The organism is Bradyrhizobium sp. LLZ17, from assembly GCF_041200145.1.
In the GTDB taxonomy this organism is placed as follows: domain Bacteria; phylum Pseudomonadota; class Alphaproteobacteria; order Rhizobiales; family Xanthobacteraceae; genus Bradyrhizobium.
Genome location: NZ_CP165734.1, coordinates 7,246,325 through 7,267,430 on the forward strand (window position 1 = coordinate 7,246,325; position 21,106 = coordinate 7,267,430).

16 protein-coding genes and 1 pseudogene are annotated in these 21,106 nt (G+C 60.1%); 7 read left to right on the top strand and 10 right to left on the bottom strand.

The window, feature by feature from the left end:
• Positions 1–201 precede the first annotated feature (201 nt).
• Positions 202–414, top strand: a complete 213-nt coding sequence (locus tag AB8Z38_RS34610) for a helix-turn-helix domain-containing protein (protein ID WP_369722017.1) — start codon at positions 202–204, stop codon at positions 412–414.
• 92 nt (positions 415–506) lie between these two features.
• On the opposite strand, the gene AB8Z38_RS34615 is transcribed toward AB8Z38_RS34610, so the two are convergent.
• The 7 genes from AB8Z38_RS34615 to AB8Z38_RS34645 form a co-directional block, all read right to left on the bottom strand.
• A complete protein-coding gene (locus tag AB8Z38_RS34615; RefSeq protein ID WP_369722018.1) occupies positions 507–737 on the bottom strand; it encodes a hypothetical protein in 231 nt (76 codons plus the stop codon).
• Positions 738–1,303: 566 nt separating this feature from the next.
• Entirely contained in the window at positions 1,304–1,552 is a 249-nt protein-coding gene (locus tag AB8Z38_RS34620) for a PilZ domain-containing protein (protein ID WP_369722019.1), read from the bottom strand.
• 11 nt (positions 1,553–1,563) lie between these two features.
• Positions 1,564–1,785, bottom strand: a complete 222-nt coding sequence (locus tag AB8Z38_RS34625; RefSeq protein WP_369722020.1) for a hypothetical protein — start codon at positions 1,783–1,785, stop codon at positions 1,564–1,566.
• A gap of 543 nt (positions 1,786–2,328) precedes the next feature.
• On the bottom strand, positions 2,329–2,523 hold the full coding sequence (locus tag AB8Z38_RS34630) for a hypothetical protein (RefSeq protein ID WP_369722021.1): 195 nt from the start codon (positions 2,521–2,523) through the stop codon (positions 2,329–2,331).
• A 602-nt stretch (positions 2,524–3,125) separates the two neighbouring features.
• Entirely contained in the window at positions 3,126–3,272 is a 147-nt protein-coding gene (locus tag AB8Z38_RS34635; RefSeq protein WP_369722022.1) for a hypothetical protein, read from the bottom strand.
• Positions 3,273–6,074: 2,802 nt separating this feature from the next.
• Positions 6,075–6,491 carry a cupin domain-containing protein gene (locus AB8Z38_RS34640; protein WP_369722023.1) on the bottom strand — a complete coding sequence of 139 codons (417 nt, stop codon included), beginning with the start codon at positions 6,489–6,491 and terminating at the stop codon, positions 6,075–6,077.
• A gap of 1,143 nt (positions 6,492–7,634) precedes the next feature.
• Positions 7,635–8,096: a hypothetical protein gene (locus AB8Z38_RS34645; RefSeq protein WP_369722024.1), complete on the bottom strand. Its 462-nt coding sequence runs from the start codon at positions 8,094–8,096 to the stop codon at positions 7,635–7,637.
• Between the two features lie 1,111 nt (positions 8,097–9,207).
• On the opposite strand from AB8Z38_RS34645, the gene AB8Z38_RS34650 reads away from it, so the two are divergent.
• Both AB8Z38_RS34650 and AB8Z38_RS34655 read left to right on the top strand, forming a co-directional pair.
• Positions 9,208–9,414, top strand: coding sequence for a cold-shock protein (locus AB8Z38_RS34650; RefSeq protein ID WP_369722025.1), 207 nt, complete (start codon positions 9,208–9,210; stop codon positions 9,412–9,414).
• Between the two features lie 1,006 nt (positions 9,415–10,420).
• A pseudogene (locus tag AB8Z38_RS34655) lies at positions 10,421–10,550 on the top strand (thermonuclease family protein); the annotation flags it as partial.
• 11 nt (positions 10,551–10,561) lie between these two features.
• Here the strand turns inward: AB8Z38_RS34655 and AB8Z38_RS34660 are convergent.
• Entirely contained in the window at positions 10,562–11,578 is a 1,017-nt protein-coding gene (locus AB8Z38_RS34660) for a GGDEF domain-containing protein (protein WP_369722026.1), read from the bottom strand.
• A gap of 1,406 nt (positions 11,579–12,984) precedes the next feature.
• Between AB8Z38_RS34660 and AB8Z38_RS34665 the strand changes: the two genes are divergently transcribed.
• Both AB8Z38_RS34665 and AB8Z38_RS34670 read left to right on the top strand, forming a co-directional pair.
• Complete coding sequence (locus AB8Z38_RS34665; protein WP_369726805.1) at positions 12,985–13,260, top strand: hypothetical protein; 276 nt, start codon at positions 12,985–12,987, stop codon at positions 13,258–13,260.
• A gap of 34 nt (positions 13,261–13,294) precedes the next feature.
• Positions 13,295–14,578 carry an IS256 family transposase gene (locus AB8Z38_RS34670; RefSeq protein WP_369722027.1) on the top strand — a complete coding sequence of 428 codons (1,284 nt, stop codon included), beginning with the start codon at positions 13,295–13,297 and terminating at the stop codon, positions 14,576–14,578.
• 227 nt (positions 14,579–14,805) lie between these two features.
• Here AB8Z38_RS34670 and AB8Z38_RS34675 read toward each other — a convergent pair whose 3' ends face one another.
• Positions 14,806–15,162, bottom strand: a complete 357-nt coding sequence (locus AB8Z38_RS34675) for a hypothetical protein (protein WP_369722028.1) — start codon at positions 15,160–15,162, stop codon at positions 14,806–14,808.
• 797 nt (positions 15,163–15,959) lie between these two features.
• Here AB8Z38_RS34675 and AB8Z38_RS34680 point away from each other — a divergent pair.
• Entirely contained in the window at positions 15,960–17,159 is a 1,200-nt protein-coding gene (locus AB8Z38_RS34680) for an IS256 family transposase (RefSeq protein ID WP_369721934.1), read from the top strand.
• Between the two features lie 458 nt (positions 17,160–17,617).
• Positions 17,618–19,027 carry a group II intron reverse transcriptase/maturase gene (gene ltrA / locus AB8Z38_RS34685; protein WP_369721935.1) on the top strand — a complete coding sequence of 470 codons (1,410 nt, stop codon included), beginning with the start codon at positions 17,618–17,620 and terminating at the stop codon, positions 19,025–19,027.
• 719 nt (positions 19,028–19,746) lie between these two features.
• Here ltrA and AB8Z38_RS34690 read toward each other — a convergent pair.
• Entirely contained in the window at positions 19,747–20,037 is a 291-nt protein-coding gene (locus AB8Z38_RS34690; RefSeq protein WP_369722029.1) for a hypothetical protein, read from the bottom strand.
• Positions 20,038–21,106 lie beyond the last annotated feature (1,069 nt).

A 21,106-nucleotide genomic window follows, 5' to 3' on the forward strand; every position in this document is an offset into this window, starting at 1 on the left:
TCCTTTGAACATCGACCACAAGGACGCATCGGCGGCTCGGTTGGTTCCGGCTCTCAGGCGGAGCTACGCTCGTCTAGGAGCGTGGATGGCGCGCGGTGAGCCCAGCCGCTTGCCGTCGTCGCGGCGCTAGCGCCCAGCTCGCTTTCCCGACCCGCCGCTACCGCCAGCGCCGCCGCGCATTTTAGGTGTCTACGATCGCCAATGACGAACAATCGCACATCGACGCGTCCATGGCTGCCGGACGAAGAAGCGGAATTGCTCTCGCTCTTCGCCGAAGGTGCTACAGCTGAAGAGGTTGGCGAACGGCTCCGCCGCACCCGCCAAGCAGTTTACGCTCGCTTGCAGCGCTTTCAAAGGCAGCGGGGGCGAGCGAGCAAAACGAACGGAAAGTCATTCGCGCAGCTGACGGATTGAAGGCCGGGCCGCTAGCTCACGTCTTGGTGCGGCCGCCAACCGCAGCGCCAAAAAGGCCGCGTTGATGAGCTCGCGCGGAGAACGAGCCGCTCTTAAGCCGCCGGAGTGACGAGCGCGTATCCATGTTTGATCGCCGCTTCGAAGACCTGCTTCAAGCCGGCATCCGCTAGGACTTCATCCGCCGCGCTAAAGCCGGTCACCGGTCGCCAATCGAGGCCCTTGGTCGGCTCTGGCAACATAGCGGCATTGAAGGCGTATGCGGTGCGGCCCGGCCGCTCGCCATAGGAGGCACCTTGCTCGACGAACTTCTGAAGTCGGTTCAAGGGCTACCGCCTGGCATCCGGAGTTGAGATCTGCTGGACGAAGGCGCCGGTTTTTCGATCACCCGCACAGACGTAAGAATAGCGCTGGCCGCCTCCCGGACCCTCGGTGTCGATATCGACAATAATAGGTATCGATTGACCTTTCCAGTTCACCAGCTGTCCAGCTGGCATTGGCCGTGTCCCGGATCTCACCACTTTGAGACCGGCAAGTTTTGGAAGGGCTTCCGTAGCTCTGAGAGTACAGAGCTTTTTTATCGGCCGCAGCGAATTGTCGTGACAACGAGAGCGGGCAAAAGGCCGAGCCTCAGTGCCGCGGCGATGGTGCGCTTAGTGCGCATGGATAAATTTCCCCAACGGCAATTCAACCGCGCCACACTCCAAAAGGCAATGCCCCAGCTTTTGCTTCCCTTGCACGGGAGGGCAGGCCGATGAGGACTCTCCCCAAACCGCTTACGGAAATCCGGCTGGCTCTCGCGGCCTTCCGCGCAGTTCGGCGGCACTGCGACGGTTTAGATTCACCTGCCATCACGGCACCTTCGCACCGGGTCGTCGCCGCCAAGGGACCTTTAATCGGTGAACTCAACACCAACCCGATTTGCACTTTTCCAGACCAACCGGCAAGCCCGGACGGTCCGGTCTTTTTCCATGATGAGTTTGAAGCGGTCGCGGAGGAAACCCGCATCAGCGAGCTCGATGGCTGCGCCGTGCTCGGAGATATTGATGACGCAGCATCTGATGCTAGATCCATCGCCGAAGATGTAGGCTGTCTCAATGACCGCCTTGCGCTCTACTCGCCGCCGTTCGTCGGTCATCATGCTGCGCGACACTATGCCGCCCGCTTCATCACAAGACGGCTCTCGCGCTCTACATTTTCTTCGATGAAGGACGGGGCGTCCCAGTCGAGCTCAGACAGTCGAGCGAGCAGATCCTGCAGCCGAACAGGCAAGCTTGCCTCGACGCGCAGCATTTGACCAAGCCGCTCGCCGATCTCGTTGCAGACTGCTTGGATGTGATCTTGTCCCGCTGTAATAGGCGAAGCCGTGCGCATCCGCTGTCCCTGTTTTTGCGTTCCCGCAGTAAAACATCCAGATGGCGTGGGAGACGTTAACGCGATCGGCCAAGTCGGTGAGCTGGTGAACGGGTTGTGAAGTAGAGGGCGATAAAACGCTTCATTCACCTTTCCAGCGCGTTGACACTGCAAAAGATGGCCCTGACCCACTCCTTCGCTGTTGGCCGTTGACTACGAAAATAATGCTCGGGGTTTTTCAGTGTCGCGGGCCACGGCCCAAAAGAAGCGGCGGGTCCAATTGCGGCCGCGCGTACTTAGTCGCTCTGCAACTGCATGCCTCGGGAGCGGCCTCCTTCGGTCCTTCATTGTCTAGCGAAGGACGTCGCAGTGTCCTCTCAGGTTGATGCTGATCGGCTTAAGAGCAACGCTGATGAATGTCGCCAGATGGCGCAAGGCGCCCAGAGCAAAGACGCTGGGGAGCATGGCTGCGCTTGGCTGCCGAATGCATCCGCCTGCGGAACATGAGATTTAAGGCCACCTCAGTCGGCGGCGCCTTTCTGTGCGCCGGTTTACGCTGGCAGCCTAAGCATCAAGGCAGGGGACGGCGAAGTTTTCGCAGATCAACGCGAAGGACTTCTTGGCAGCAGCATCTTCGAAGCGAAAATCGCGTGCCCGTGTCAGCTTGCTCGACCCACCAATAATGCGCGAGACTTCGCCACGCAGCTGATCCAGTTTTCTGCCGTAGGCTCGTACAATCAGACAATTGGTCTTGACCATGGAACACCTGAGCGAAAAGTCGTTCGCGGAGAGACGGGCCTGGCTTAGGGCAGGGGTGGGGTTATCGCCGGGGTCGCTCCGGCAGCTCGCAGTCGAGCCAGCCAGAGCAAACGGCCCGCCGAGCGGACGGTTCCGGGCGGTGGCGTTCGGACGCGAGGGAGAGATGGGCGGCGGCCCCGCCAAGGCCGTTAAATGGCGAGGCCGCCTGCGCTCCGGACTAGCAGGGGCCGGGGCTTTGGGGCCCGGAGGCCGCTCCATCCTACGCCGGACCAATGGGAATGGAGATTGCCCGAACGAGGCACCACTTCAGTGTATCGGGCAACTCAACGAAAGGGGCCGCCTCAGCGACCCTTGCCGGTCGAATCTGTTCGGGATCAAATGTCAGCCCCGGCGACACTCACGTCAGAGGCAGTGAGACTGGAGCGATCCAGATAACTACGGTGTGTATCGCGGATGGATTCGTTCTTCACCTTGTCCCGACTTCAGTGGGCTACCACGGTAGGATTGATTGTCGGGCGCCTGATCGAAAATTGAATCATCAGGAAAGTCCGCGCGAGGATTCCGGGACTATCCGAAACCTCAACGCGCCATGCGTTCGTCTGTCACAACGGACCGTTCGGTCCGCCGTTGAGAATTTCCCCGAACAATTCGATCGCAGCTGCTTCCGCAGCTTCGATGTCCGGAAGTTCCAATCCGACATCGTCGAAGACGGAAATGCCGTTGTGAACGTGGAAAAAGAACCGGGTCATCCACACGACTCCCACTCCAAGGGACGGCAGCGAGAACGCCCGATCTCACTCCGCGAATGTAGCGCCCGACAAATAGACCGGCTGAGGAAGGCAGAACGCCGCCCTTCTGAAGCAGATAAATGCCTTTGTGGGTACGCCTTATCAGAGGCTGAGGCGGCGGACTTCGCCTGGTCGAAGCGTATCTGATTTCACGCGCTGGCGGTGCTGCAACAGCTTTGTGGTGTGCCCGTGGCCGACGACCCGCGCAACCGCTTCAGTCGCCTTCTCAGGTTCGACCGCTGCAACCCAGTACGACCTTTCCCCGTCGGACGAGATGACGGCGACTATGGGTAAGCGAACCATCATCCAAAAAATCCGTATTCACAGCGCAACTTTAAGTTCCGCCCGCAGCTGGTTGTGCCACTGGTCCCTAAACGACACGCCGCTGAGCTCGAATTGCACTGGCCCGGCCGCGGCCTGTCTCAATCTGGGCGTGTGAAATCCCCAGCAGCTAAGCATCAGCAGAGCCCGTGCCGGGATTCGAACCCGCGCTCACGCGGCCGGTGCAGACATCTGGCCTGTTGCTTCAGCCCGGCGCTCTTTCCCGCTGGCTTTTGCGGGCGCCGCCGCCCATCGCAACCGGAAGTGCCTGGCGTTCGCATGCCGAAAGGCCCGCCTATCGTCGTCGGTTCACGCTGGCAGGCTTGCTGTGGTAAAAAGTATTCCTGCGATCGGTGGCCGCCGATGGCCAAAAGGGATTCTTCCAACTCCAGCAAGCTCTCGCAGGTCGGCGGGTCTTCTTGGCTAGCTGTTCGGCAGCGATCGCCAAAGCAGATGCAAAAAGGCCGCAGCACCTTTCGACGCTGCGGCCCAGCCGGGTCAAAAAAGGTGACATATGGACCAGCCCGGCCTGCGCGATGCTATGCGTGTGTGCTTACGGTGCAACGCAAATCGCTGTTTCCATATTGGAAACCGCGCGACTGGTGCAAAATGGATGACAGTTCGTTTGACATAGACAGGATGCACGCCCGTTCGGAAAATCGGACCGCTGGCCTGTCTCGGACGGCGATGGCCTCCTGCGTTGGAATGCGCGGTGGCCGAGTCATGATCAACAAATGATCGGCGACATGATTGACCGAAAGATGCAGGGGGAACTCGCGGGTCTTCCGCGCCTTCTTGCCAATCCCGGGACATGATGGACGTAAGTCGGAGCCTGCTGGAACGGAGCGAACGGTTCATACAACAAACAGCCTCACCCTTCACGCGCCGATGAGGCTCGCCATGTCTTCTCCATCGATTGTGACCGATTTGGTTCACGCTGGCTGACAAAGTACGGGCCGCAGCAGGTGGACCGCTGCGGCCCCGCGCGTGGTCAAAATGAACCGGGTAAAAAGAAAATGGTGAAATATGCAGCCAGCCCCGGTGACGCCTACAATAAGCCAAAAGCGCCGGAGGGTGCAAATTGATTCGAAATGTTCCTTAACGTGTGTCAAGCGCTTTGAGGGAAGGCACCGCCGGGGCTGGCTGTTGGCGGGCCTTCTCCCAAGCACAAGGCCGTGTATGTCCCCCACGGCCCCGTCCCATGAATCACTTTGCGCTGGTGCCGCTAACAGAGTGTTAACCTCGATCTGTTCGAGTTGCCCGGTCGCACGGCGAACTCTCGCGACTTGGCTGGACGTTCGCTACCTAACGCGCCTGGCGGGCTTCTTTCATTGCGGTTCGCGCTGGCGGCCCTTGCGTGCTCTAAGAGCGATACCAGCGATCGTCGCCCGCTGATCGCCAATACATCAGTCAAAAAACTCCCGCCGGCTGCGTCGGCGGGTTTTCTTGAGAGCTTGGAGCCTTGGAAAATTTCGGGTGCCGCCGGTTCGCGCTAGACGCCTTTGTCTCATTAGGCATCAAGACGGCGGAGTTTCGCCGATTGAAGCAAAGTCTTTTTCGCCCGAGCATCCTCGAAGCAAAAGAGCGCGCCTTTGTCACCTTGCTCGATCAACCAGCCAAAGATCAAACGCCGAGGAGGGCGGGGCCGCTCCGCCAGCTGTCTGGAGAGCAAGCCAGCGAGAGAAAACGCAGCGTAGTTAGGATTCCTAGGGTTTTATTCGGCGTGCAATATTGACGCCCCGAATTGCCGCATCATCGAATGTTACCCCGATGGCGCCAATGCACAGGTCGATGCGACCTCGACTGGTCGGCCGCGCCAGGTGGTTTTCCCGGCCTGCTTGACGAAAGCGGCTGTGGGCGGGTCGGGCCCTACGTAGCCCGAGCCCGTCCTACAACCCCGGGCAATGCGGCAGCGGTCGTGGCGTCCGCAAGCGGCTCCTCCGCGAGCAACTGCTCGGCCGTCTTCCAACTAAGCGCCCTCAGCCGGCGCTGCACGATCGAATGCTGTCTGGTCCCGAACTCCTCTGGGTGATTCTCGCTCAGCAGGCCGATGATGGCGAGCGCCGTCAGCTGTGCTGCTCTGACGGCCAGCCCTCGATCGCCGGTCGTCTCTTCACGGCCCTCACCCCCGGGATACGCCAACGCACGCCCATAGGGCGTCGTCGGGAGGTGATAACGCCTGATCACTACCCCTTCGCTTCTGGCAGAACGGCGGCGCTGAGCAAATCGTCCGCGGGCCGCTGGGGACCAGCCTCCTCTGCCTACCGCGAAAATCTAGTATGCTCGACTTCCAGCCCCAGTTAACAGGAATGCTTTCAGAATTTAGCGGGCGTGTTGACTCCCGAAATCATATTCCGGGACGGAACAGCGCGGAGTGTGGCGGGGACGCGACACAGAGTGCACGTTGGTGGGAATATAGATGGCCGCGATGCCCACACGTTGCTACCGCGCGATTAAGGACCTGAGCTTGTTGACGGCGCGGATGGCGAAGCCCAGCGGGAGCGGATTATTCAGACGAAGGAAGGCGACTTTCTTCACGAATCCTTCGACATGCCATTTGGCGTGTGCACCGCGACGAAAAACAATCACGTCACCGACTCCATAGCGTTTAGGCGGCATGCTTTCGCTCTCAAGCACAACCGATCCTTCGATAATCACAATGGTTTCCTCGAGATCGTAGTACCAATTGAACTTGCCCTCAGTGCAGGACCAGATCATGGTCTTGGCAGTACCACATGCACTGGTCGACAACACGTGCGAGCGCGCCTCCGGATTTCCTTCAAGGACCCAGGATGGCTCGACTGGCGAGGCCGTGAGGTCGACGTGGCAATGTCCGGCTTCAATCAGCGGAAGCTGCATGGGTCTCCTCGAAGGCTGAACGGACCGATTCAGAAAAAGCCTAGCGCGAGCAATTGCCGTCGTTTCCCGCCACTAAACCAATCTTTCACAGCACTGTGAAGGGACCATTTTGCCGCAAGCTTGCGCGACCGACGCGGCCGAGCGCCCGCTCCACGAAATTGAAAGCGCTGGGGTTCCTAGCTCCGCGTTTGTAGGGGAACCCGCAATTAGGCCGGCCTCAACATAGATAAATAACGAGCGCGCCGTGGTGGTTCGCAGGCTTGCCGCCGCCCGGCAACTCTCGGGTGACATTTTTGAAGTCCAGGAAGGAGGTCCATCGTGAGTTCGGCAGCCGGATCAGGCGCAGGATCGAGAGCCAAGCTCGTCGATGGCGATTGGATCGGCCGCAAGCAAAATTTGTTCATCACCGGGCCGCCCGAGCCCAGAATGCTCACCTTTCTATCGCGTTAGAGTCCCGGTTCTTTTTGTAGCGGATTGCCAGACGGCGGATGTCGGAGGCGCCGCGCGGTGGCGGCTCGTTTGACGTCAGGACGCTCAAGATCGGCTGGGCGTTCTGCCGCTGAAACGAGCGTTCAACTGTTGCGGCAAATCCTCAGTCTGACGCGGAGTCGACGCGTCAGTCAGGATAGCTTTGACTGTGCAGAGACCGCGCGCTCACTTTCGCTGTTCGGAGGTGCAGCATGCTCAGCTGGATTGCCGTGCTTTTCATGTTGGTGAGCGTAGCGGTGTTGGTTGCGCACGCGATCGATGCCATACGCTCATGGCGACGGCCGAACTAAAGGCAACCGCCGCTCGCCAGCTGGACGCGATGCGGGCCGTTGACGTCTCCCACGCGCGGGCCGCCTATGCAGGCGTGGGAACAGGCTAGTGGCGGCGATCATGCCTTCGCCGGGGCTAGCCGCACATATTCATCGCAAGTTTGATTGAACCGTAGGGCCGCTGTCCCCAAGCAACGGCCCTTGCCTTGGGCTCAATCCACTTCACGGCATCGCCGCCAAGGCGTCGTCCAGCGCTTCTAGCCGGAGGAGACTGCGCGCTCTGAAGCGCCATGCAGTAGGAAGCTGAGCCCCGCCCGTCACGCCTTTTTCTTGTCGAGCGCGACCTAGACGAGCGGCAACTCGCGTCCCTGCTTGCTGCTATGAATTAGGTATCGCAATTGGCAGTCAACCTGAGCTTCCTCAGGAATGGGGCAAATCCATCGGCTGGGCATTCCTTCGCCACACTCGCTTCAATTTTTTCGGTGGATCGCTTGACGGTTTTTTTTGCAGCGCTTGCGCGCTTTTGAGCTTCGGGCTTCGAAGCGTATGGTTCGTGCCAGTGACGAGGAACGAAATCAGGCCCTTGTTTAGGACGGCTGATCGGAGGAGCCGGTTGAGGCTCTTGCTGCGCAGCTACGAAGCTAACTTCTGTGATTTGCTTAGGTAGCTCGAAATCACTTTCCACAAACGTTTGCAGTTTGTCAGACTTGTTGATGGAGGTAGCCCGCGCCGGCGCCACGAACTCCGGCGGCGCATTCGAGTCGGCGCTTGGATCCGACCTATGGCCTCCAGCGGCGATCGCACAGATTGCGACTGCGAAAAGTACTCCAAATATAGCTTTCGGCATTTGCCAGTCCCCGCAATGGCAACGCTAGCAACATTGCCACGAAATGGGTCCGGATTGAGGCCAAACTGCCCAGTTTGGCTAATTCGGGGCGCGCATTGGGATAAATGCGGCGACGGCCAAAATGCTGGTCACGACCGGCGGTCTTCTTGGGAAGTGGCGTGTCAATCGGCCCTTTGATTGCGGGTTGTTGTCAAGCTACCATTCGTTCTCTCCAGTGACACGCCGGTAGCGATTGCTCCGTCGGAGCTGGTCGGGGATTGCGGGGACGGAGCGATCGCGGATGGCGAGACGATCGCCGATCTCGTTGGCGGCTTCAGCGTGATTGGGTTGATGTCGTAGCTGGGATCATGGTCCTTTCCGAGGTCGCGAGCGCCTCATGATGATGTCCGGATCGGGCGCCTCGACGTTTGCAGCGGAGTGCGGACGAACCGCCACCAGCCGATTGACCGAGGTCGCCACGACCACCGTCCCAGCGGGACATCGCCAGTCCGGCGAACCGGACCAGGAACTTGCAAGATTAGGCCTCCTTCGCCTGCCCCCAGTCGAACGATGTGCCGTAGATGCAGTGCAGGATTACGGCGATCTTCCGGGCAATGGCTGCCTTTGCCGTCCTCATGCCAATCCGCTATGCGCGCTTCATGCCCCAGGCCTTGAGGAAGACCATTTCTTTGTTCGGTACAGCACAACGGTTGCGGGCTCGAACGGGTAAGTTCGGAGAAGTCGGTCGCCGCATCGGGATATCTTGCCGTTGGTGTCAGTTTCGCCGAACCAGGGAGGGAGCCGATGTGCACAGCATTGCCTTACGTGGGAATTGGCGTCTGCGTGTCTCTTATGGCGTGGTTGGCGTTGGGACTGGTGCTCTAGGCCAGGAGACGCGCGAATGGGCATGCACCGGCGCGGGAACGCGGCACAAATCGACCGCGGGAGAACGTGTGGTCGTTTGCGATGCGGCGGGATCGCGTCTCAGCCGCAAGCGAGGAGTCGTTCTCGGGTTCAGCGCTAGGCGGAGCAGGCTTCGCGTCTTGCTCGACGGTTCGATGGGGCAGATCGGTCTTGCCGGGCTGGTCTGACCTGAACTACTCTAGCAGTATTGCTTTAATGGGAGACAGACGTGGCGACGGGTATTGTAAAATGGTTCAACGCGACCAAAGGTTTCGGCTTTATTCAGCCCGATGAGGGCGGCCAAGATGTTTTTGTGCACATAAGCGCCGTCGAGCGCGCTGGGCTCTCGGACCTGCGCGAAGGGCAGAAGGTTTCCTATGAAGTCAAAGTTGATCAGAGGCGGGGTAAGAGCAGCGCGGAAAATCTCCGTGTCTGATTTGATGTTGTAACAATCATGGTTTTGGAAGGATCTATCGTGCTCGAAAGCGACGGCATGCGGACGCATTTTTTGAGTGGGTCTTTCCACGCCGAGATGTTCGGCGACCTACGTATTGCGAAACCATCTAACTAGCGACGCAAAACAGGCCGAGCGCATCAACGTGTGGCCCGCTGCCCGGGTGCGCGCCGGGAACGGCATCCTCGGAATGGTTACTGGCATTAGTTAGGTTTTGCCGCTGGTTACGCGGTGCGAGGAGCCATCTCGCGCAAACGTCGGGCAGTCTATCTGAAACTGGCGCCATACACGGAACCGCAGCGTAGCAGGCCGCCCAAACAGGCGAATGTGCGCCACGCCGTCATAAAGCCGATGGCTTCATCGCATTTGCGGGTCGTCGAAGGAAGCGCTGCGGATGATGCCAACCGCCCGCGGTAACAGCGAGAGCGCTAGGACATCACCGCTGATCCATTGATCCTGCTCCAGCTAGAAGAAGAGCGGGATCATATCGGCAAGCTTCAAACCGGCGCAGACAATCATTCCCCAAAGCGCGAAATTGATCAGCAGAGCATCTGCCATGACCGTACCCCCGCCCACACGGAGGCACGCTGCACCCATGCAGCCCAACGCTCTAATTAAAACTCGATGCTGCATCGCGCCGTTGCAGGTTTTTCCCCAATTTTTCCTGTGCCCGTTTCCCAGAATGCACGACGCGCGCGATCAAGCGGCGCCTTCGACGCGCGAAGACCTAATCAGGACGAGCGCGGGCCACGAGTACTACGATGGATGGGGATTAGTGGAAGTCAACGCGGAACTACCTGTCGCATAATCTCCAGCGGTCTCCCCCGCCAGCCTTGCGTGCTTTCTGTCGGCGTGCAGCACGCGAGTCCGGAAATCTCCAAGTCGGCAAGGACGAGTTCTTCGACACGGTCGCGTAGAGCAGCGGCGACGGCCGAGAGCGGCGGCCTAAATGAAGCGCGCTCTGTTTGCATTGCTCTTGCTGGCGGGCATGTCAGGCGCCTTGGCCGCTGATCTAATGGGGGCAAGCGAGCGTCATTGATGGCGACACGCTCGACACTCACGGTAAGCGTATTCGCCTGTGGGGCATTGATGCACTCGAAAGCTCGCAACTCTGCCGATCATGGCCCTGCTAGAGTAGCATGGTACAATTTCTGCCGGCCTGCTTGGCCTGATAGAGAGCCTTGTCGCATCGTTCGAAGAGTGCTTCGTAGCTCTCTCCTGGGATAAACTCGGTGGCTCCTATCGAAACAGTGACCTGTCCAACGTGCTCGCCGGTAGCACGTTTAGTCAACCGCGCGTCCGCTATGCGCTTACGCACTCGTTCGGCGACGTCCTTGCACGTAGCGATCGGAGCACCCGGTAAGACACATATTAGCTCCTCACCTCCGTATCGGGCGGCAAAATCAGCGTCTCGGATAGCCTGTTGGATGCACTGAGCAACAAGCCGGAGAACTTGGTCTCCGATCTGGTGCCCATATTTGTCATTGAATTTTTTGAAATGGTCGACATCGATCAGGAAGACACTCAGCGATTCTCCTTGCTCCATGACCCGAATTTGCTCAGAGCGCAGGAACGACTCCAGAGCACGGCGATTGGCAAGTCCGGTCAGAGCGTCCGTTTTGGATGTTGCTTCAGCTTGCTCGAGATCGGCCCGGAGCTTGTCTAGCTCGTGCGAGGCTTCCGCAAGTTTTCCCTCAAGCGAAGATGCTCGTTCTGTCGCTAGTACTAGCTCTCGGCTTAATTGCTTCAGAGCCAACTCGGAATCTTTGGCATGGAGAGTTGCCTCTACCTGCTTCAATCCGGTTGATTGAACGCCATTTGCCTGAATCGCACCGGACAAATCATGTCTGACATTCCGCAATATGACTCCGAGTTCCTCGTTTATGTTCTGGCCAGCATGGAGCAAGCTGTTGGAGCGCAAAAAAGTGCTGTACAGCTCGCGATTCAGGGGCTTATCGAACGCTCGTTTATTCGAGCATAAAATGTCGATTGTTTTCCGTAGTGCCGGAGAGCGGCCAAGCACGTATGCGAACCAGACGGTGAAGTTCGAAGGAATGACCGGGATACTTAAGTCAGTCATCAGTCGAAGCGCCTCTGTTGAAATTGAGGCGGCATGTTGGGGGCTTAGATCGTCGAGGGTTTCCATAGGCATGGCCTAAAGCGGTTCGAAATTCAAAAAGGTAATGCAAATAGTCGAATCAGGGTGTTCTTCGTCATCGCAGCTTGCAGAGAGAATATTGGTTCATCGTGTGTGAGATTGTCAAAGCTTGAAAATGGCAAGCGAGTAAACGGCCAGATGCTCGCGTCGCTAGCCTCATTGAGATTTTGCCCATAAAAAAAGCATCTCGTGCCGCTCGGCCGATCAGCCAAAGAGGACAGCGGCGCGGTCCAGTACCGCGTCAGAACGCGGTTTCGAGGAAACAGCAGGGGGTGTTCGAGGGGCCGTAGGGCTTAACGGTATTCAGATATTTCGACGCACGGGCGGAATCGCTTTTCCGACATAGCGTCGCCGTCATCTCTCACTCTGTTCGTCGGAGCCGTGCCCTCTCGCAAGATCGCGAGCTCGCTGCATCATGCGGCAAAAATAATCCTCGCGCTCGCGTCGCACACGCTCTTGGTGCGCTTTGAAAGTCGCAACTATCTTGCCGATTTGCTCGCGCTCCGAGGTGTACCAGCTCTGGTGCTGAGCCCCGGGCGGGGAAGCCTGTCCCTGGGCCGTTGCAGTCGGCGCACTGGGCGCTCGCGGCTTCTCAATAGGCACTGCGCCTCCCGCACTATCCACAAGTACCGCGGATTCCCTAACCAGCGCCTCTAATTCTTCTTTCCAGTCCATCGTGCCCACCCTCAACTAAGCGTTGTGGACGGACGATATTGCTGCGTCAAATGGGATCGGTTATTCGTTGGAGGCTTCGCAAGCAGCGCGGGCCCCGCAACATTGATCGGCGGATAGAGAAGCAGGGCGGCGGTACCCAGTTCTGCTTTACATCCAAGAAGTGCTTGGATGCGTTCCGTGCGCTTGCGAGGCCATGGGCGTCGGAGCGGCCCTAGTCCCGAAACGCGCCCTTGCGAGAACTCTTGGTCACAGCGATCGCAGCGGACGCTTTCGGGTATCCTGCATTTGCTCACTCGCTTCTGGCGAAAGTTGGCGCCTTGCACGGTCGCAGGATCGGACACCCCTGGTGTGGGCGTGAGTTACTTTGCAACTGAGCGACTGCCTCGCTAACTCCAGATCACTAACTCCGAGACGCGGGCCTCAGGTCGGGAAACTGACCATGTCGCAAGCCGACTTGGACGAGAGACGCGCTCGCGCCTACAAGCTTTGGGAGGAGGCCGAAGGCCTGAAGGTCGGATAGATGAGTTTTGGTACGCGGCGGAGCAACAATTGAAGAGAGAGAAAAACCCGCCACAAGCTCAGACGCCGGACAGTCTCTGAGGCCCGTAGCTCCCGGTCCCGGTGCGGAGTGCGTGCTGGATTACCTACCCGAGTTTCGGCGACTCGATCAGCTTGAATTGGCGCGTCGGGCAGTCGGGCTGATAGCCGATAGGGACACCATGCAGCGCCTTGAAGCGTTCGCGCGTGAGATCGGCGAGAGGCTGCGCATCCCCGAAGCGGCGTGCCTGGCCGCCCACTCAGGGGTCCTACCTCACGGCTGCATCCGCCGGGGCATCGGCATCGGGTACGACCGCATCAACGCCGTGCTCGCCGCCGCCGGCTACAACTTCAGCCTGCTCCGCCACTGGTTCAAGGAACTTTTGCGCGTCCTGAGCTATCGCCCAAAGTTGGTGACGGCGGGAATCGGAAAGGCGGCATATCGTGGGGGTGCTTGACGCCTCCACTTCTCCACCGAAGGAGCGATATGCCGTGTCCAACGATAACGTCATCCAGCTGATTCAGCCAGGAATCTTCGACGATCAACTCACAGAAGTCTTGCGCAACGGGGCACGTGCCCTTCTCGCCAAGGCGGTCGAGGCCGAAGTCGCAGACTTTCTCGGCCAGCATGCCGATTTGAAGACCGCGGACGGCCACCAGCGCGTCGTGCGCCACGGTCACCTGCCGGAACGCGAGGTGATGACCGGCATCGGTCTGGTCGCCGTCTGCCAGCCGCGTGTACGCGATCGCGAGGCGGCCGCTACCGATCCTGGTCGCATCCGGTTCTCTCCGTCGATCCTACCGCCCTACATGCGCCGCTCGAAATCGATCGAGACGCTGCTGCCGATCCTTTACCTGAAGGGTATCTCCACCGGCGACTTCTCGGAGGCGCTGGCGGCGCTGCTCGGCAAGGATGCTGCCGGGTTGTCGGCATCCGCCATCGGTCGGCTGAAGGACGGTTGGATCGACGAACACGCCGCGTGGCAGGGACGTGATCTGTCGGCGAAGCGCTACGTTTACATCTGGGCCGACGGCATCCATCTGGAGGCGCGGCTCGAAGACGAAAAGCAGTGCATCCTGGTGCTGATCGGTGCGACGCCGGAAGGCCGCAAGGAACTGGTCGGCTTCACCGATGGTTCCCGCGAGAGCGCGCATGACTGGCGCGAGCTGCTGCTTGATCTGAAGCGGCGCGGGCTCGCCGTGCCGCCGTGGCTCGTCATCGCCGATGGAGCGCTCGGCTTCTGGAAAGCTGCCGGCGAGGTCTGGCCGAAAACGCGCGAGCAGCGCTGCTGGGTGCACAAGACCGCGAACGTGCTCGCCAAGTTGCCGAAGAGCCAGCAGCCGAAAGCCAAACGCGCGTTGCAGGAGATCTGGATGGCCGAAACCAAGGCCACAGCCGAGCTGGCGTTCGACGCCTTCATCGAGAGCTACACGCCCAAATACCAGAAGGCGGCCGACTGCCTGAGCAAGGATCGGGACACGCTACTGGCGTTCTACGACTTCCCCGCCGAGCACTGGAAACACCTGCGGACGACCAACCCCATCGAAAGCACCTTCGCCACCGTGCGCCACCGCACCATCCGATCGAAAGGCTGCCTATCCAACAGGACGGCGCTCGCGATGGTCTTCAAACTGCTTGAGGCCGCGCACAAAAGCTGGCGTCGTCTCGATGGCCACAACCAGTTGTCAAAACTCGTTCTCGGTGTGACATTCAATGACGGGATCGAGGTCATCGCCAAGTCGACCGACCGCCAGCCCACAACCGCCGCCGCCTGACCGGCTCAGGCCGTCACCAAAATTTGGCGATAGCTCCGCGTCCTATTGCGGATTCTCTGCCGCCGCGTATCGCATCTACACCTTGCCTAAAACGGCGCTCAGAAACGTTGTTCACGAACGACTAGCTGACAAGGCGGCATCGGCGGCGGATCAACGCTCGCTCAGTCGTTGATCGAAAAGCTTCTGACCGACTAATTGAAGAAGCAGGGACTCCTGAAAAATCAAGACTAGCGACGCGGTCTCAGCGGCACGACCCCGCCGGGAGTTTCCCGCTCCTCGGTGAAAAGCGGCACCCATTCGCCCTCGTCATCGCCAATGCTATAGATCGCCTCCGACCAACTCCATGACACGTCAGCTCCCGACCAAGGTATTTCCGCCTTGGGCTCGTCGCCTTCATCAACCTCGATCGGTACGGCTACGGCCGGCTTGTCCCAATAGATCGCGCCGGATGGAAGTTCTAGGTAATCGCACTCACTAGGATCGGCGCATTCATCTATTAGATCGACCAACTGACCGAGATCGTCAGCGACGAAAAATCCGATAAGGTCATGCGTCTCGGCAACGCGGACTAGGTAAGCGGGCATGACCGATCCCTCCAAACGTGACCAGCCTGCCTCGCTTCGGACGCACTGCCAAGCCCCCTCATGGCCTTTCGCCCGGCACTCCTTTTGCGGACACGAAGCTTGATATCTGAATAAGGAGGACATGCGACCCTGGTTTTATGAGCGGACGAGCGCGCCGCTGCGTGGCACCGCACTCCGTCTTGCCGAGCGTCTTCGCGAAAGTGGCTGCCTCCTTTGGCGTGGTGCTTGTGCAGGCGCGCTGCAGGCCGCCCGCGTGTCCGGCACGACGATCAACGCGATTGCCTAGTTCGTCCTGGCTCGCCCAGATCTCGGCAACAGCACGACCGGATCGAGCGAGCGATACTGTTCCCGCAGCCCTGTCTTGAGGGCCCTCACGGCATGCGCCAATGCACGCTCGTAGTGCGTCGCTGAGAGGTGATAACGCCTGATCACTTACCCTTCGCGCGGGCAAGAAAGGCGGCTCTGCGGAAATCATCCCGAAAAAGGCCGCAGGGGACCACCGTCCTCTGCGGCCTACCGGGAAAATTGAATGTCTAATATGCTCGACTTCCAGCCCCGGTTAACCGGAATGCTTTCAGAATTTAGCGGGCATGTTGACTCCCGAAATCATGTTCCGGGACGGAACATCGTGGAGTGTGGGGTCGTGTCCCCGGTAGTGGTGTAGCTCGGTAGAGCAAAGCCGCCCGGACGCGCGCCCCCCAATAGCGCCGTAGCGGGCGGGCGGCTTTGCGGTGGTCACCGGCAGTTCTCCGGTAGGATCGGGTTGCGATACGCCAACGCAACCAGAGGAACCACCGATGACCGCCGACATGATGAACCTGCGCACGCTCGTGGAGAAGACCCCTGACGCCGATCTCTTGCGCGAGATGATCGGCTTTGCGGCCCAAAGGCTGATGGAGCTGGAAGTGGAAGGCCAGACCGGGGCGGCCTATGGCGAGAAGAACCCCGAGCGTCTGGCCCAGCGCAACGGCTACCGCGACCGGACCTGGGAGACCCGCGCCGGTGCGGTCGAGCTGCGCATTCCCAAGCTGCGCAAGGGCTCCTACTTCCCGGGCTTCCTCGAGCCGCGCCGCATGGCCGAGAAGGCGCTCACCGCCGTGGTTCAGGAAGCCTATGTGCAGGGCGTCTCGACCCGTTCGGTGGACGATCTGGTGCAGGCCATGGGCATGACCGGCATCTCCAAGAGCCAGGTCAGCCGGCTCTGCGCCGAGATCGACGACAAGGTGAAGGCCTTTCTCGCCCGCCCGATTGAAGGCGACTGGCCGTATCTGTGGATCGACGCCACTTACGTGAAGGTGCGCCAGCAGGGCCGCATCGTCTCGGTCGCGGTGATTGTCGCGGTCGGCGTCAACAGCGACGGTCGGCGCGAGGTGCTGGGCATGGACATCGGCCCGTCCGAGGCCGAGACGTTCTGGACCGCGTTCCTGCGCAAGCTCGCCCGCCGCGGCCTGCGTGGCGTCAAGCTGGTCGTCTCCGACGCCCACGAAGGCATCAAGGCCACTGTTGCCAAGGTGCTCAATGCCAGCTGGCAGCGCTGCCGCGTCCACTTCATGCGCAACGCGTTGGCGCATGCCGGCAAGAGCGGACGGCGTGTCGTCTCCGCCTTCATTGCCACAGCATTCGCACAGGACGATGCCGAGGCCGCGCGAACCCAGTGGCGCAAGGTCGCCGACCAGCTCCGGCCAAAGCTGCCGAAGCTGGCCGGCTTCCTCGACGAGGCCGAGACCGACGTGCTGGCCTACATGACCTTCCCGCCGCAGCATCGGACCAAGCTGCACTCCACCAACCCGATCGAACGCCTCAACGGCGAGATCAAGCGGCGCACCGAGGTGGTCGGCATCTTCCCCAACGAGGATGCCATCGTCCGCCTCATCGGCGCGATCCTGCTCGAACAGAACGATGAATGGGCGGTCCAGCGTGCCCGTTACATGACACTGGAAACCATCGCGCCGTTGAGCGATGATCCGAGCGTCAGCCTCACGGCTATCGCCAGCTGACCAGCCCGGCTCTCGCCGGCGAACGCGGTGATCCACCGCCAGCTACACCACGCCACGGGGGTACGTCATGCCAAGCTGATGAATGCTTGTGGGTGCAAGTCCCATCCGGCCAAAGCCGAAGCAGGCAGGCCGGGACCGAGTCTTGCGGGCGTCGCGGCAACGCGGGGTTCGAAGTGTAGACAGGAGCCATGCGGGGTGCGGGAATGAGCCTCGAAAGGTGGATGTTCGCGGAGGCCGAGTGTGTTCCCTAAACACGAAGGCAGCATGAGCATCGTCGTTATGCGAGACGATGCCGCTCCGTCGGGGTCGATGGCCGGATCACGCATGGAAGGTAATCATCGGAACATGAGAGGCCCGACCGGGTCCGTTGGATTGGTCTCCAACGGGGGGCAGCGGCAAGGCAGTGCCAGAGCCGCGGTCCGAGCTGAGGTCGGGAGTCGGACTGGTCCATAGTACCTGTGAAGTCGTCGAAGGAAACGAGACGCATGGAGGGAAGGGGTCAGCCCGAGGGGAGCCCGCGCGAGAAGGCCAGGGTCCGGACACAGAGCCGGGTTGCCTTGCCGCCGAACCTCGAACGGGTGAACACGGCAGCCAAGCAGGCTGCTCAAACCCGGTTCACGGCCTTGCTGCACCACGTCAACGAGGACGCTCTGCGTCGGGCGTTTCGACGACAAAAGCGGCAGGCCAGCGCGGGGGTCGACGGGATAACGGTGGCGAAGTACGAAGAGAGGCTCACGGATAACCTCCGGGAGCTCTGCGGACGCGTCCACACGGGTCGCTACCGGCCACAGCCGGTGCGACGAGTCTACATCCCCAAAGCCGATGGCGGTAAGCGGCCTCTCGGTGTGCCGGCGCTAGAGGACAAGATTGTCCAAAGCGCGGTAGCCGAGGTGCTGAGCTCCGTCTACGAGGTCGACTTCCTCGGGTTCTCCTACGGCTTCCGGCCGGGGCGGAATCCTCATATGGCGCTTGACGCCTTGCACACGGCGATCATGAGCCAGCGCGTCAACTGGGTGCTCGATGCCGACATACGCAACTTCTTCGACTCGGTCGACCACGAGTGGCTGCTGCGGATGGTGGCGCACAGGATCGCCGATCCTCGCATATTGCGGCTCATAGAGCTGTGGCTGCGGGCCGGCATTCTTGAGAGCGGCGAGAAGCAAGAAACGGACAGGGGTACCCCGCAGGGGGCGGGCATCAGTCCGCTCCTCGCCAACATCTTTCTGCACTACATCCTCGATCTCTGGGTCCACCAATGGCGCCGTCGCCGCGCACGCGGTCGCGTTGTGGCCGTTCGCTATGCGGACGACTTCGTCATGGGCTTCGAGAGCAAGGTGGATGCGCAGGAGATGCTCTTGGCCCTCAAGGCGCGGCTGGCCAGCTTTGGCCTGATGCTTCATGAGGGCAAGACGCGGTTGATCGAGTTCGGTCGATTTGCGGCCCTCTCGCGTCAGCGGCGCGGCGAGCGGCGACCCGAGACCTTCGCCTTCCTCGGCTTCACCCACTACTGCGGGCGGACCCGGGACGGCCGGTTTATCGTGAAGCACAAGACGGAAGGGAAACGCCTGACGCGCAAGCTGACGGCGTTGCGCCAGGAGGCCTGGCGGCTCATGCACGAGTCACTGGCCACCCAGCACGAGTGGTTCGCCGCAGTGCTGCGTGGACACTACGGCTACTACGGCAGGCCGCACAATTATCCAGCGCTTAACGGCTTCTACCGCGAAGTGCGTCGGATCTGGCTGCACTGTCTGAGACGGCGCAGTCAGAAAAGTCGGCGCATGGGCTGGTCGGAGTTCGAGGCCCTGACGGCACGCTTCCGTCTGCCCGTTCCACGCATCACTCGCACTTGGGCGCAGGCGCGGATATGACGCGGGTTACCCTCGGGAAGAGCCGGGTGCGGGAAAGCCGCCTGCCCGGATCTGTGAGGGCGAAAGCCAAATGGCTGAGCTACTCGACCACGATCGAGTGTGGCGTTGCCGCGACACAGACTGCACGTTGGCGGGAATATAAATGGCCCGCGACACACGTTGCAGAATAATCGTCCGAGATTCAGGACCTGGCCCATGGGTCGCAATTGCGCGTTCCAGCGCGTACAGGCGCACTGATCGCAAGCACCATGAGAGCGGTCCGAGCGAGAATCCGAGAGATGGAGACGTAGGCCGTAAGACTACGGCGGCTGGTGCGATCGACCTCTTCGATGCTCTGAAAACTCAGTTTGTTGTGCACACCGCCGCTCGCGCGGCTGCGCGCTGAGCGGGACTCAGCCAGAATTGCTCAGATAGATGTCAATCCCGGAGGGGACATGACGACGATAGAGGCTATTGCCTTTGGAATCATGCTAGCTTGGACTCCCGGGCTCATAATTTTGGCGTTTGTGTTGTGGGATCTTCCAGAGCTCGAGGAAGATTAAACTGGCGGGTCTCAAAAGTTGAGGGGGGGACCGTTCGAGCCGAAAAAGCCATCCGAAAGCGGCTTTTCGATTGTTCGAGCTATTGCGCAGCGATCTTTGCCGTCGGGCAGATACCCACGATGCAAAGGCCTCAGCAATGGCCGTCGTGCGCCGCACCGAAGCTCGAAGCGGGTTGGCTCATTTTGTAGCTCCTCCCTCCACCTTTCTGGCAAGAAATCCAAGGCCGAACTCTTTGGCCATTTCTCGAATATCAAAGCTCTTCAAAACATTTCCCTCGTCAGAAATCACTTGAATTTGGTGGCGTGACCCGCGCGAGTCTTCCTCGAGCGGCCAAATGTGGGTGGCGTTTCGCTCGAAGTGCTCGAACATCAAATCAACCGAGAGCCGATGAATCTCAAGCGGCGAAAGGCTTGCCGGAAACTCGACTTCTTTCACAACATGGGATCCACGCAAAAGTCTGATCTTCATTTCGGCCGTCCTGGGCAGAATAGCGAGCCTTGCGCTTTTCGCCTTCTGGGCTGTCGCGACGGGGGGCTCAGCCTGGGCTCGTTTCCCGCAACAGGCAAGGCTCTGACGGAGGGAGCGCCTACAGTACCTCAACCGAGATCGTCGGAGTGGTTCCGGCACGATAGCCCCGGTTCGGGCCCCTGCAACCTTGGCTTGCTCGGCGCGAACTCCGCCAAGCTGCCGCATGGCTCCGCCACGAAAATCAAGAGCGTAGGCCCGCGAACAAAGCGGCGGCGAAGTTCATTTTGCGATCTCCACCGCGACCCTCCTGAGACATCCTCCGCGATGTTGAAGACCACAACGCGAGCACGATGCTCGGTACTGTTCTTCGACGAGGCATCGCATCAGTGTGCGCGACCGAAAACCTCTTCGGCGCTGACCCAAGGGCGCCCGAGCGCAGCTCCGAAGTCTTGCAGCTTCGAGACGGCCATCACCGCCTGTTGGAGCACGAGGTACGATCGATGCGGAGCGAGACACAATCCGAAGCGGGCCTCAACGAAGTATCCGTAGTCCTACGGGCCGCAGAAGGCTCGGAAGGAACACGTTGAACGCAAAGAGAAATAAGGGCCGGGCAGTTAATGTTAAAAATGGATCCTATGCGTAGTGGGTATAGACCGGCGGGCAGTTTTGCGCCAGCCTGCGATTAATTTAGGCAAGGATTTGCCAGCCCCAATTGCAATCACCTGAGCGGGGTTGCGGCAAATCCTAAGACCATACCAAAGAAGATTTCGATAACAGCGGTTTTGCGCAGGTGGGCGGTCGAGTGCCGGTCACCCGCCGGGCAGGGGTCGAAGACAGCGTTCGCAAGCATTTCACGTACATCGCGCCACTGAGCAGATTTTGACAAAACCACTGCTCTGCCAATGCGCTCCAGATTTTTTCGGGCGCGGGGCACTTTCGGTGAAGGCTAGAGGCGAATGCGTTTCGCGCCTGCTCTGCGAGGCAGAGTGGGAGTTGCGCGTTGCGTAGTGTTGTTTTTGCCGGACCGGCCGCCGAGCGGCCGATTGATCGGTCCACAACGGGATCTCGC